This window comes from Erwinia sp. 2186, assembly GCF_057812255.1.
Map to the genome: position 1 here is coordinate 82,781 of NZ_JBSZSZ010000002.1, position 12,742 is coordinate 95,522.

Consider the following 12,742-nt stretch of genomic DNA (forward strand, 5'->3'; position numbering starts at 1 on the left):
GAAGCTATTTCAACCAGCTTAGTATTTTCATATGACGAAATGTGCTATTTCTCTATAAATTACTTGCTTAATGCTGCTTATTTTTTGAGTGCTATAAAAGCACATTAATCAATTTCTCTGTTAATTATTTTAAATATTTACGGGCGAAGCAAGAGCACGCTTTTCTTGACGGTTAGAATTTGTCATTATGCATAAGAGCGGTGTATGCGTCATGAAACGTAAAAAACTGACCTTCAAATTTTATTGGTTCTGATGGCATTCTGTAAGCGGCTGTATATTCATTTCGATGCTTTTATCGTTTCAGCATGAGGCCTTTCAGGCATAACCGGAAGATAAATCGCAGATTGCAGTGCAGGTTCAGGGCAGTCAGCTGGCAGATAAGACCTGAACCGGGTAAAAAAGGTAAATACAGTTACACCTTACTGCACGTTGAGTAAACCGGGGTCTGCAGTAAACAGAATGTTTAAAATATAAAAAAGTAGCCCGCCACAGTCAGCGGGCCGGCTGAAATCAGCCTGAAAGAAGATTTACCGGAAATACATTAATGATGAGGGTAATACACAATACATCCCGGATGCAGTGGCAAAGGAGAACAGAAAACTCCGGGCGAATTTTCTGTCCACATACTATCCGTTATTTCTCTTCCAGCATCATTTTACGGTGCAGATCGATAATGCTCTGATGTGCAGCTGAGTTTGCATTATCCATGCTCTCATGCGCAAGAATGGCTCGTTCATGCTCATTCATCGAAGAGACAGAAACACGGTTATCAGTGTTATCTGATGCTGTTTCAGGATGCTGCTGTGCCCATGCGGACGAAGCGGAAATCAGGATCACAAGAGGGATAAGCATTACTTTTTTCATGGTGGCAGTCCTTAACGTTGAATGTAAAATAAGAATAAACAATTACCGGCCGGGTTTACCTGTGGCCTCAGTGATGTTCATCGTACAGAAGAAAAAACGTTACGGCGAAAAATGACAGAAATGTAATTTATAAACAGTGCGTTCCAACATTACACAATTGTAATCACACAAAGTCTGTAGCTGTGGTAGCTTTCCGGTAACAAAAAAATTTACATCCTGAACGGTAAGCACGGCTTGTGCTTCCGATGCGGAGAGAGCCATTCTCCCGGGATAACAGGAAATTGCCGGAGTTCAGTCATGCAGCTTAAAAGTTCACGACGTAATTTCATTAAAGGGATCACTGCCGCTGGCATTGTGGGCGGACTGGGCCTGCGAACATTCGATGCATTCTCGGCGGTAAGCCTGATGCCGTCCCGCACACTTACCGGCACAGACTTTGATCTGTTTATTGGCGAGACGCCGCTTAATATCACCGGTAAAACCCGGTATGCAAAAACCATTAATGCTGGCCTGCCAGGTCCTCTGTTGCGCTGGAAAGAAGGCGATACCGTTACATTAAGAGTCAAAAATCGCCTTTCTGAACCGACATCAATTCACTGGCATGGCATTCTTCTGCCGGCGAATATGGATGGCGTACCGGGACTGAGTTTTCATGGTATTGAGCCGGACGATACCTATGTTTACTCCTTTAAGCTAAAGCAGAACGGTACATACTGGTATCACAGCCATTCCGGCCTGCAGGAGCAGGAAGGTGTTTATGGCCCGATTATTATTGATGCAGCTGAACCAGAACCGTTTGTCTGGGACAGCGAACACATAGTCATGCTTACCGACTGGTCTGATGAAAAAGCATCAGACATTCTCGCCAAACTGAAAAAGCAGTCCGATTATTACAACTTTGCGAAACCTACCGTTTCTGACTTTTTCCGTGACGCCAGGGAAAAAGGTCTCGGCAGTACGTTGTCCGATCGGAAAATGTGGGCAGAAATGAAGATGAATCCGACGGATCTGGCTGACGTCAGTGGTGCCACATATACCTATCTCATGAACGGGCAGGGCCCAGGAAAAAACTGGACAGGGCTGTTCCGTAAAGGCGAGAAGGTACGCCTGCGTTTCATTAACGGTTCCGCCATGACCTACTTTGATGTGCGCATTCCGGGTCTGAAAATGACGGTCGTGGCGGCTGATGGCCAGTATGTCACGCCTGTTGCTGTTGACGAGTTCCGCATCGCTGTGGCCGAAACTTACGATGTAATCGTTGAGCCGGCTGAAGATGCCTACACTATTTTCGCGCAGTCTATGGACAGAAGCGGCTACGCTCGCGGCACGCTGGCTGTCCGTGAAGGGCTTTATGCTCCGGTACCGGCTCCCGATCCACGCCCCTGGCTGACTATGGACGATATGGGGATGGGCGGGATGGATCACGGCAGCATGGGAGGTATGGATCACAGCCAGATGCAGAGCATGAATAACGACACCATGACAGGTATGGATGGTAATGCTATGCAGGCTATGGATGGCTCAGCTGTATCCGGAGCAGCAGAAAGTATGCCGGATATGGACCATAGCGCCATGGCCGGGATGGATCACGGCAGCATGAGTGGCATGGGGGACATGCAGAAACATCCTGCATCTGAAACAGACAATCCACTGGTTGATATGCAGGCCATGATGCCGGCGCCTAAATTAAGTGACCCGGGCATTGGTTTGCGTAATAACGGCAGAAAAGTCCTTACTTATGCCGATCTGAAAAGCACATTCGAAGATCCGGACGGGCGTGAGCCGTCGCGTACCATCGAGCTACATCTCACCGGACATATGGAAAAATTCGCCTGGTCATTCAACGGTATTAAATTCTCCGATTCAGAACCGGTTACGCTGCGATATGGCGAACGCGTGCGTGTGGTGCTGGTTAACGACACGATGATGACGCACCCCATTCACCTGCATGGTATGTGGAGCGATCTGGAGGATGAGGACGGTAATTTCCTGGTACGCAAACACACTATCGATATGCCTCCGGGTACCCGCCGAAGCTATCGGGTGACTGCCGATGCACTCGGGCGGTGGGCTTATCACTGTCATCTTCTTTTCCATATGGAAACCGGCATGTTTCGTGAAGTCCGGGTTACAGAGTGAGGTAGCGATAATGTCAGTTTCAGGATGGAATGATATGACAAAGTATTTTTCACGTTCCGCTGCAGGTTTGCTGGCCTGCACTGCGTTTGCCGGAGCGATAGTGATGCCCGCGTTTGCAGCACCTACGGGACCATCTGACAATTTACAACAGCATGATATGTCAGGCATGGACCAGTCTGCTATGCAGGGAATGACGCCTGGGACATCCGGTATGGAGGGTATGGAATCCATGCAGCCCGCGGCGCCAGCAGAAAGCCGTACACCCATTCCGCCGGTTACAGAGGCGGACCGTAAGGCAGCATTCCCGGACGTACATGGGCATAAAGTTCATGACAACAGCATAAATTACTTTGTGCTTGCCGATCAGCTGGAATGGCAAAAAAACAGTGAACCGGGTGGCTTCAGCTGGGATGTAAGCGGCTGGGCTGGCGGGGATATCAATCGACTCTGGTTACGTAGCGAAGGTGAAACCACCCGAGGTAAAGCCGAATCCGCAGAAGTTCAGGCTTTATGGGGACATGCTCTGACACCCTGGTGGGACGTGGTTGCCGGTGCCCGGCAGGATTTCAGGCCCGGAAAACCGCAAACCTGGCTGGCTGCTGGTTTTCAGGGCATGGCGTTGTACAACTTTGAAAGCGAGCTGACTGCGTTTGCCGGCGAGAAGGGACGGACAGCGCTCAGGCTGGAAGCCGAATACGATGTGCTGCTGACCAATCGCCTGATCCTGCAGCCTTCCTTTGAGGCAAATATTTACGGGAAAGATGATGAAGCACGGGAAACCGGTAAAGGCCTTTCCAGTACCGAACTTGCTCTTCGCCTTCGCTATGAAGTGAAAAGAGAATTTGCACCTTACGTGGGGGTTTCGTGGAGCCAGCTCTATGGCAATACTGCTGATATGGCTGCCCGTGAAGGTGAAAAAGATAATGAAGTGCGCTTCCTCCTCGGGGCTCGCATGTGGTTCTGATGCAGTTAATTCAAACAAAACAGGTATTATTATGAAACATTCATCTGCCAAATATTTCTTCGCTTTAATTGCTTCTGGCGCGGCTTTTGCTGCACAGGCTCATCCGGAACTGGCGTCTGCTGTCCCTGCTGATAAGTCTCAGATAACGGCACCGTCTAAACTGGAACTGCATTTCACCGAAAATCTGGTAACGAAATTTTCCGGTGCCCGTCTTGTAATGACCGCCATGCCGGGCATGTCTTCTCATGCGCCAATGCCGGTTGCGGCTAAAGTCTCAGCGGGCAGCGATCCGAAAACGATGATTATCACACCGGCAAAAACTCTGCCTGCAGGAACCTATAAAGTGGAATGGCGGGCGGTATCTTCTGATACTCACCCCCGGACCGGCAACTACAGTTTCAGCGTGAAGTAATACCATGAACGATCAGACTTTTATTATCATCCGTTTTTTTCTTTACCTTGATCTTATGCTTCTTTTTGGCCTGCCTTTATTCGAAATTTATGGGGTAAAGGGAGTATTGAAGAAATCGGTATCGTTGTTCAGCGTCTGGTCGTTCTTTTTTACGCTCATCTCTGCTGGCATGGTTTTGTCCCTTGCAAATATGCTGCTTGTCGCTCAGGCCATGAGTGGCGTCAGTGATCCCGGCGAACTGACTCTCCATATTATGGAGATGGTTGTCGGGGAAACTGCAGTGGGCATGAGCTGGGTTATCCGCTTCGCTGCACTGGTCATGGCGTTTATCGGGCTTGGCCTGCGGCTCAGGCATGTCGGGCTGTCACGTTATGTGCTTACCCTGTCCGGCGGTATAGCACTTGCTACACTGGCATGGGGCGGGCATGCGGCAATGAATGACGGCATCAGCTACTATCTTCATCTTCTGAGCGATATCATTCATCTGACAGCGGCCGGGGCCTGGATCGGTGCACTGGCGGCTTTTACTCTGCTCTTATGCATCAAAAAGGCTGAAAAGGCTGTCTATGCCAGCCAGCTGGCCGCAGCGTTGTCGGGTTTTGCCCGTGCCGGCACGATCATTGTGCTGAGCATTGTCATCACCGCCGTGGTTAACTTCGTATTTATCGTTGAAAAGCCTCTGAGTACCCTGCCGGGCAGTGACTATGGTCTGCTGCTGCTGGTAAAAACTGTTCTGTTTTTTCTGATGCTGCTGCTGGCCGCCGCCAATCGCTTCCGGCTTACACCGCGACTGGAAACGGCCCTGCTTCAGGGCCAATATAAGATGGGTATTTACCTGATGCGTAAAAGCATTATCACGGAATTTACTGTTTCGGTACTGATACTGGCAACCGTCGCCTGGCTGGGCACGCTATCGCCGGGTACCGGTATGGAATAACGACTAACCGTAGCCTGCAGGAAAGCTGCCCATGACCACTATGCTGATCGTTGAGGATGAACTGAAAACCGGTACCTACCTGAAACAGGGGCTTCTGGAAGCGGGATATGATGTAACCCTTGTAAACGACGGGCGTCAGGGACTGGAGCATATCCTGCGACAGCATTATGATCTCATTATTCTGGATGTAATGCTGCCTTCAATGGACGGCTGGGATATTCTTCAGCAGATGCGTATGGCCCGGCACGAAGAGCCCGTGCTGTTTCTGACTGCCCGGGATAACGTCAGTGAAAAGATTAAAGGTCTCGATCTTGGCGCGGATGACTATCTGCTCAAACCCTTTGATTTTGCCGAGCTCCTGGCGCGTATCCGCACCCTGCTCAGACGCAACCGTACGCAAACGTCCGGTACGCACCGCATTGCTGATTTGGTTATGGATGTCACCCGCCGGAGTGTGAGCCGTTCCGGCAAAAAGATACATTTGTCTGCTAAAGAATTTGTGCTGCTTGAGCTACTGTTACAGCGGACCGGAGAGGTGCTGCCAAGGAGCCTGCTTTCATCTCTGGTCTGGAATATCAATTTTGAAAGCGATACCAATGTGATTGATGTGGCCGTCAGACGACTTCGCAGTAAGGTGGATGATGACTTTACACCAAAGCTTATTCACACGGTACGGGGTATCGGATATGTGCTGGAGATACGGGAAGAGTGAAGCGTAACTGGTCCCTGACATCACGACTGAGCATAATCTTTGCCGGCGTGATGATGTCCGTCTGGCTTCTTTCGAGTGTGCTGCTTGTAGCCGCCCTCAGCAGTTATTTTCGTCATCAGGATGCCACATTGCTGACCGGAAAGCTTGAACTTGCCACAGAGCTTCTTGAGGGCGAGGTGCACGCCGGAAAGCTCGACAGCGCATCGCTTGCACGAAAGCTTTCGGATGCCATGGTTGGTCACAGCGGACTTTATCTTTCCGTTAAAACAACTGATAACCAGATGCTGGCCGACTATTCATCACCCGGTTTTTTGGTGCCTTATGAGCGCTTTAGCGGCGAAGCTACCCGTCCGGGTATTATGCAGACGGTAGAGGAAGATAGCTGGCGTTATAACGTTATGGTCAGAAAAATTAATGCGAAGAGCGCAGGAAAACTAAACGATGTACTGATTACGGCCGCCTATGATACCAGCCTTCATGATGAGTTTATCGGTCAGCTTAAAAAATGGCTGGTCTGGTTTAATGTCGCCCTGATATTTATCTCCGTTTTTCTGGGATGGCTCGTCACCCGGATGGGACTCAGGCCTCTGAATGAAATAAACCGGCTTGCCTCAGCAATTACGATTAACAGCCTGAGCAAACGTCTCCCTGGCCATAATCTGCCAGCCGAACTAAAGGTAACAGTAGCTGAATTTAACAGCATGCTTGAACGGCTGGAAGATTCATTCTGTCGTCTGTCTGAGTTCTCTTCGGATATCGCGCATGAACTGCGTACCCCTGTCAGTAATCTGATGATGCAGACTCAGGTTGCGCTGTCCCGTGAACGTGATGCCGAAAGTTACCGTGAGGTACTTTTTTCAAATCTGGAAGAGCTGAGCCGGCTCGCCAGAATGAGCAGTGATATGCTTTTCCTGGCTAAATCTGAAAACGGGCTGATGCCTCTGGAGAAACAGGACGTTTCGTTAAACGCAGAGCTGGAAGAGCTCCTCGATTTTTTTGAACCGCTTGCCGGTGACAGCGGCAAAACGCTTTCTCTGCAGGGGGAGGCAGTTGTCAGAGGCGATCGCCTGATGCTGCGTCGTGCAATGAGTAATCTGATAACTAACGCCATAAAATATTCATTACCGGGATCAGCTATTAATGTGCTGGCTGAACACCACGCCGGCAGGGTTTTTATACATATCTCTAACCCCACAGAAAATATCAACCGGGATAGTCTGAACCGGCTTTTTGACCGCTTTTACCGGGGCGACGCTTCCCGTCAGCATAATACGGACGGTGCCGGGCTGGGGCTGTCCATCACCCGTTCTGTTTTACTGGCTCATGAGGGCGATCTGCAGGTTTCCATGAACGATAATGTAATTACGTTCACGGCCATGATGCCGGCTCCCCGGGAGGTGTTTTAACGTTTTACCGGCAGGTCGGCAATTTTCATGGCCTTGTACTGCCTTAGTATCAGTAATAGGTTTCCCGGCACATTAAAGGATATCGGGAAAATCTGAAGTCTGAATCCAATACATGAAGGAGTGACGTTATGAAAAAAACGCAATTTGTTTTTGCTTCACTGATTTTTGCCCTGCCGGCTGCCGTTATAGCCCAGCAGCCGGACTCAAAGATGTCCCAGGATATGAATATGTCCCCGGCTTCAAAAGAGTACATGTCTGGCATGCAAAAGATGCACAGCGGCATGATGAATGCCATGAAGGAACAGGATGCTGACAGAGCGTTTGCCAGGGGCATGATTGAGCACCACAAAGGGGCTATTGCCATGGCCGAAACGGAACTGAAATACGGGAAAGATCCGGAAATGAAGAAGATGGCAGAGGACATTATCAAAGCGCAAAAAGGTGAAATTGAGCATATGGAAACGTGGCTGAAAAAATAATCATCTTCCGCTTTGGGGTCTGTTAACGTAAAGCAGGTTTCTGGCGGAGGACCTCTGGGAATCTTTAATGAGAAAGTAATATAACCTGTCTGAACCTTCGCCCCGGGTCCAGCATTCATTTTTCAGGCAAAATGCTTATCCGGGGCGAAACAGGGTGCCTTACTGTTTTTTCAATGCATAATCCAGTTTTTCCATATCGTTAACGACAATTTCTTGCTCGTCAGCTGTCAGCGGAACTTCCTCCAGATAACGCTTCACTGAAGCCTTACTTTCCAGCAGCAGGCCTCTGGCGCTTTCTTTAGGTAGGTTAAAATCGCACCCGATACAGGCCATACGGTGAGGGCAGCTGCTCCAGAATGGGTTCGTACAGAAAGAATCCCCTAAATCGTAATAGGTTGCCGGTCCGGTCAGGCTGACAGCCTCCGGATCATGATCGATTAGCACGCTCATCATATGCGCCACCCGGTCCGCCTTCACAAAAGACGCAGCCAGCTGGGTAGGACGTATACGAATATAATGCATGGTGGACTGAGGCGTAGAATGACCTGACCACTGCATCAGCTCATACAAAGTCATGCCCTGTGGAACACTGGCCAGGGCTGTAACTGCTGAAGCGCGCCCCCGATGGCTGGTAATTGGCCCCCGGCTGTCTTGCGCAGGCACACCCGCTCTGGCACAGAGAACCGGGATGACAGTCCGGTTTATGACATCCCTGCCGACAGGTTTGCCCCGAAACTGAAACAGGAAGCGGACTTTTTCACCGGTACGCTCATCCGTAAGAGCTGCCTGTTCCTGTGGACGTTCGCTGAGCCAGATATCAACGTACTTTTTCACGACGGCAGAGATAGGTTTTACAAAGGTTTTAGACGTTTTTCCTGCCGGTACGCTGAGGTAGCAAAGCGTTCCTGCCGGAATGATGTTGCCATCCTCCCGCCTGATATCATCCGCCTGCAGAGTGATGCAGCCAGCAGTAAGACGCATTAACTCGTTCTGGCGCAGCCCGGCATGTGTCCAGATAACGGCCATCGCCTGCAACATGGACAGAGGATAGTGAATGTCACTCAGGAGATCTTCATGGCGCAGATTGAGGCTTGCCCAGATCAGCTTCAGCCAGACCGGATCATCAATGACGCGGGGATTTACACTCTGACGGAACAGTGGAGTGCCAGGCGTAGAGAGATGTCGTGCCGGACTGAATTTCAGTCGCCCCCAGCCCCAGTTTTCATAATCGATCATGAAACGGCGAACCGCATAAACAAATCCACTACGGGAATTCGGCAGCAAGGGCTCACCTATCCGGGCAGATTGCCGGGCACCTCCTTCGGTGCCCAGTGACAGCTCGCCCACCTTCATTCGTCCAACTGCCGCAATAAAGCTGGCACAGGTTTCCATTGTCCAGTCGGCCGGTTCGTGAATATCCGGATATTCACGGGCAAGCCACAGCCCACAGCGGAGAATAAAACTGTACTGGTTCTCCCGCGATCGGGGGCGAAGCACTGACGTATGCCTCCATTTCCGGCACCACCTGACCCAGTCTGCCGCGATACCTTGCGTGGGTTTTTCATGCCATTCTTTATAATTCCGCATACGCACAGAATTTTTTATGATGCCCATTGCGGCAAGTGCGTGTGAAACCCTGCCAGCTGTTTTTGCTATTCCCCGGTCGTGATAATTCTGCGCCCGCCACAGCAGATCGATCGTAAAGCTTTCAAGTTGAGGATTTTTATTCATCAGCATCAGTACGCCGAGTATGGCTGACAGAGCATTTTTCTGGTTCTGACTTTTATACCCAAGCGAAACCAGAACTTCAGTCAGACGGCTGAGCTCCTGACTGAAAATGTTCTGTCCAAAAATGGCTCGGGCATACAGCGACGGCGCGCCCTGATGCGGCAAACTGAACGGAGAAGAAAATGGGCCAAGATGAAAGGCAAAAGCGGCAAGCAGCGGCCTGCCTGATTCATGCTGCTGTAACAGATAAATCCATTTTTCCTGCGGCCACTGCCAGCAGGGTTTCCCTGTCCGGTGTGTTTCTGCCAGAACGGAAAGAATTATGATTCTGATCAGCCTGTCACTGGTTCCACTGCGAGTGGCAATATCCTGCAAAGGCATCAGTAACAATGACAAAGAATCCGGCTGTTCGAGAGCGGCTGATCTGCGATGGCCTGTACTTAGCGCTGCCCGTTCTTCAGCAGTGAGCACATCATTCAGCTGATAATCTGTACGTTCAAAGGGGCTATAAGTACACATGATTATTTCTTCTTTCATCAGCGAGTCTCCGTCTGAAAAATAAGGCCGGCAACTTTTCGATCAATTTCAGCTACTGCAGCGGCCATCCGACCAGCCAAATCAGAACCTGAAAGATGGATGTAAATCTGGGTAGTACGCGGATCGCGGTGTCCTGCGTATGCGGCTAGTTCATGGAGTTTCCATCCAAAGCGTGCAGGTGCGTCAGACGAAGATGGCGGAAGGTATGTGTGGTGATTTGTGGAAGGCCGGCATCAAGTGCCCATTTCCGGACAGTTTTACTCCAGTTCCAGAAAGACAGGGGGGCACCGTGGTTACGATCAGAAGCCGAGCGAAACAATGCACCTTCTCGGTAACCCGCGAGCCGTAACTGCCGGAAATGATTTGTCAGCACCGGTGTTACGGCGGAACTGTAGCAGACTATCCTTTCCCGCCTGTTTTTCGTCGTTTCGGCGCGAACACGAATCAGACGATGAGCAGGATCAATATCTTCAAGCATGAGGGAGGCTACTTCTGCGCGACGAAGCGCACCGTAATACGCCAGGGCTAGCATCAGTCTGTCACGCAGGGAGGCGGCAGAGACATGCATCAGGAATCTTAGCCATTGCTCATCATCAGGAATAACGGGCAGACGTGTGATACGGGGAACCAGACCGCGTCCCGTATAAGCGCTCCCCGGCAAACCCGAACGGGGTAACGGGTTGAGACTGCAGATATCCTGATAAACCAGAAAGTCATACCAGAGACGGATCGCAGAAAGGCGCAGCTGGAGCGTGGCGCTGGCCGCGGGAAAAGGCATGCCGGGTAGCTGAGGGCTGATGTAGGCGGCCAGGTCTTCAAACCGGGCCTTTTCAGGTTCAATGCTGTTCTGGCTGCAGAACGCAAAATAATGGCTGAGGGCACTGCGGTAGGCGGAGAGTGTGGCCTGAGCCCTGCCCAGGTCGGACAGCAGTTTCAGCCAGCGCTCCGCCAGTACCAGAACGTCCTGATTTGGTGGAATCATCATTGTGTTTACCTCTGACAGCAGCATTGCTATTCAAAGTTTACCCAGTCAATGTTGCATTCCACTTAACTTACTATAAGGCATAGTTACTTGAGAAAACAATCACGCCATTTTCGCGGAAAAAACGCTCATTTTTAAAAAGTGGGGCACCCATAGGGATTCCCAACTTTTTGGCTTCAGCTGAGCGTGCTATCACGCATCCGTCGTTGTTAGACACAACGCAAATTGGCTTCCCCTTCAAGTCAGGGCGGAAGATCCTTTCGCAAGAGGCATAAAAATTATTAGCGTCAGCAAGCGCAAACATAGGGATAGCTCATCAAAATACTGTTTATGTATACAGTATTTGTTCTGCGGGGGATTAGTTAGGCTTCTTCGTTGAAATTAAAGCCTGAGCCAGCCATATCAGTCAGGACGTATGCGATTACACCCCAGACTGGTACATCTTGGTTGGACGGCATTGGTGTGATTGTTTTAGGACCATCCAGTTCTTGGAGAGCTGCTATCGGAGTGAGTAGTAAGCGGCGAAGTACAAGATCATCACCAACGTTAGCAATGACGATTTGATCATGTTTAAAGGGGATTGCTCGATCTACTGCCAGCAATGACCCTTTCAGTATACCAATATCAGGGTAATCGCTTGCGCTTTTGAAGACGTATGAGGAATGTGAGGAGAGGTTTACCAGGTTAGTAAAATCAAGACGCTGTTCTGTGAAGTTAGCTGCAGGGGATTGAAACGCCATTTGTGCTCCATCTTCTACGATTTAACTTTATCACCGTTGATCGAAAATTTAGCCGCGATCATTCTTACTTTATCCGCTTCTGGTTTTGGCAACCAAACACTGACTAATTCAAGGTTTTCTCCATCATCAGTTGTCACCTGTTGGTACAGTTCCCATATGCGTTTTACTGCATTCGCTACGTTTTGCTTTGTCCGACCAACGCGAACGGCTACATCTGTCTGCCTTTCGCCATCAACTAAAACTGCATAACCGATCTCAGTTGTTATGTGCGCATAAGTTGCCATAGCTGGAACTAATCGATCCCATTCCTGCTGTGTCATTTGTTTTTTCTGCGCCATATGTCACCTAAAATCATCATTTTGTAGAAGGTTAAGTGTAGCGCTTGTCATAGTCAATAGAAGTATAAAGTCACTGTACTTGTGAAGATTCGTTCGTTTTGAATCAAAACCGCGAGGCAGTGCAAAACTTGTTTTTGCGCTGCAGAGGGGTTGACCGGGTGAACGTAGTGAAGCCGGTTTCTATGCCGAGGTTAACTTATCCACTTATCCACAGCACTACTTTTAATAGCTTTTTAATTAGTATTTTATATCTTTTTAAAGCTTTTTAGAGTGGCTTAAATTAATGATTTTATTGAGGAAAATTGCCTTGTTTCTGGGAATTAGCCCTACATATTGTGGGAATCAGCCCTACTTAATATGGGAATCAGCCCTTCTTCTTATGGGAATCAGCCCTACATGCTATGGGAATTAGCCCTACATCACACACAAATTAATAATTAGTTGACTTGTGTGTACTGAATGATATTGTGGGGCACATAAATTAACCCATAAAAGATTATTGCT

11 protein-coding genes and 2 pseudogenes are annotated in these 12,742 nt (G+C 49.5%); 7 read left to right on the forward strand and 6 right to left on the reverse strand.

Going from position 1 to position 12,742, the window contains the following annotated elements:
- Positions 1-633 precede the first annotated feature (633 nt).
- Positions 634-864, reverse strand: coding sequence for a hypothetical protein (locus ACXKZG_RS23970; RefSeq protein ID WP_133846930.1), 231 nt, complete (start codon positions 862-864; stop codon positions 634-636).
- A 297-nt stretch (positions 865-1,161) separates the two neighbouring features.
- On the opposite strand from ACXKZG_RS23970, the gene ACXKZG_RS23975 reads away from it, so the two are divergent.
- The 7 genes from ACXKZG_RS23975 to copM all read left to right on the forward strand — a co-directional run bounded on the left by ACXKZG_RS23975 (position 1,162) and on the right by copM (position 7,913).
- On the forward strand, positions 1,162-3,003 hold the full coding sequence (locus tag ACXKZG_RS23975; protein WP_192073427.1) for a copper resistance system multicopper oxidase: 1,842 nt from the start codon (positions 1,162-1,164) through the stop codon (positions 3,001-3,003).
- 34 nt (positions 3,004-3,037) lie between these two features.
- Positions 3,038-3,967: a copper resistance protein B gene (locus ACXKZG_RS23980; RefSeq protein ID WP_488876437.1), complete on the forward strand. Its 930-nt coding sequence runs from the start codon at positions 3,038-3,040 to the stop codon at positions 3,965-3,967.
- A gap of 31 nt (positions 3,968-3,998) precedes the next feature.
- Positions 3,999-4,379 (forward strand): copper homeostasis periplasmic binding protein CopC, encoded by a 381-nt coding sequence (copC, locus tag ACXKZG_RS23985; protein ID WP_039389843.1) that lies wholly within the window; start codon positions 3,999-4,001, stop codon positions 4,377-4,379.
- Between the two features lie 4 nt (positions 4,380-4,383).
- A complete protein-coding gene (gene copD, locus ACXKZG_RS23990; RefSeq protein ID WP_061716749.1) occupies positions 4,384-5,316 on the forward strand; it encodes a copper homeostasis membrane protein CopD in 933 nt (310 codons plus the stop codon).
- A 31-nt stretch (positions 5,317-5,347) separates the two neighbouring features.
- Positions 5,348-6,028: a heavy metal response regulator transcription factor gene (locus tag ACXKZG_RS23995; protein WP_039389839.1), complete on the forward strand. Its 681-nt coding sequence runs from the start codon at positions 5,348-5,350 to the stop codon at positions 6,026-6,028.
- Complete coding sequence (locus tag ACXKZG_RS24000; RefSeq protein ID WP_039389837.1) at positions 6,025-7,434, forward strand: heavy metal sensor histidine kinase; 1,410 nt, start codon at positions 6,025-6,027, stop codon at positions 7,432-7,434. Before ACXKZG_RS23995 ends, ACXKZG_RS24000 begins: the two co-directional genes overlap by 4 nt.
- A gap of 128 nt (positions 7,435-7,562) precedes the next feature.
- Entirely contained in the window at positions 7,563-7,913 is a 351-nt protein-coding gene (gene copM, locus ACXKZG_RS24005; RefSeq protein ID WP_039389835.1) for a CopM family metallochaperone, read from the forward strand.
- Positions 7,914-8,072: 159 nt separating this feature from the next.
- Here the strand turns inward: copM and ACXKZG_RS24010 are convergent, their stop codons facing one another.
- The 5 genes and pseudogenes from ACXKZG_RS24010 to ACXKZG_RS24030 form a co-directional block, all read right to left on the reverse strand.
- Positions 8,073-10,178: a tyrosine-type recombinase/integrase gene (locus ACXKZG_RS24010; RefSeq protein WP_039389833.1), complete on the reverse strand. Its 2,106-nt coding sequence runs from the start codon at positions 10,176-10,178 to the stop codon at positions 8,073-8,075.
- Positions 10,178-11,163 (reverse strand): annotated as a pseudogene (locus tag ACXKZG_RS24015) (tyrosine-type recombinase/integrase). The gene ACXKZG_RS24010 and the pseudogene ACXKZG_RS24015 overlap by 1 nt, the downstream one beginning before the upstream one ends.
- 73 nt (positions 11,164-11,236) lie before the next feature.
- A pseudogene (locus ACXKZG_RS24020) lies at positions 11,237-11,464 on the reverse strand (Y-family DNA polymerase); the annotation flags it as partial.
- A 58-nt stretch (positions 11,465-11,522) separates the two neighbouring features.
- Entirely contained in the window at positions 11,523-11,900 is a 378-nt protein-coding gene (locus ACXKZG_RS24025; protein WP_133846937.1) for a S24/S26 family peptidase, read from the reverse strand.
- 14 nt (positions 11,901-11,914) lie between these two features.
- Complete coding sequence (locus tag ACXKZG_RS24030) at positions 11,915-12,238, reverse strand: TrfB-related DNA-binding protein (RefSeq protein WP_110412208.1); 324 nt, start codon at positions 12,236-12,238, stop codon at positions 11,915-11,917.
- Between the last annotated feature and the right edge of the window lie 504 nt (positions 12,239-12,742).

Excerpts from the sequence above, each read along its gene's own strand:
- ACXKZG_RS23970 (WP_133846930.1), bottom strand. The coding sequence starts at position 864 with ATGAAAAAAGTAATGCTTATCCCTCTTGTGATCCTGATTTCCGCTTCG.
- ACXKZG_RS23975 (WP_192073427.1), top strand. The coding sequence starts at position 1,162 with ATGCAGCTTAAAAGTTCACGACGTAATTTCATTAAAGGGATCACTGCC.
- ACXKZG_RS23980 (WP_488876437.1), top strand. The coding sequence starts at position 3,038 with ATGACAAAGTATTTTTCACGTTCCGCTGCAGGTTTGCTGGCCTGCACT.
- copC (WP_039389843.1), top strand. The coding sequence starts at position 3,999 with ATGAAACATTCATCTGCCAAATATTTCTTCGCTTTAATTGCTTCTGGC.
- copD (WP_061716749.1), top strand. The coding sequence starts at position 4,384 with ATGAACGATCAGACTTTTATTATCATCCGTTTTTTTCTTTACCTTGAT.
- ACXKZG_RS23995 (WP_039389839.1), top strand. The coding sequence starts at position 5,348 with ATGACCACTATGCTGATCGTTGAGGATGAACTGAAAACCGGTACCTAC.
- copM (WP_039389835.1), top strand. The coding sequence starts at position 7,563 with ATGAAAAAAACGCAATTTGTTTTTGCTTCACTGATTTTTGCCCTGCCG.
- ACXKZG_RS24010 (WP_039389833.1), bottom strand. The coding sequence starts at position 10,178 with ATGAAAGAAGAAATAATCATGTGTACTTATAGCCCCTTTGAACGTACA.
- ACXKZG_RS24025 (WP_133846937.1), bottom strand. The coding sequence starts at position 11,900 with ATGGCGTTTCAATCCCCTGCAGCTAACTTCACAGAACAGCGTCTTGAT.
- ACXKZG_RS24030 (WP_110412208.1), bottom strand. The coding sequence starts at position 12,238 with ATGGCGCAGAAAAAACAAATGACACAGCAGGAATGGGATCGATTAGTT.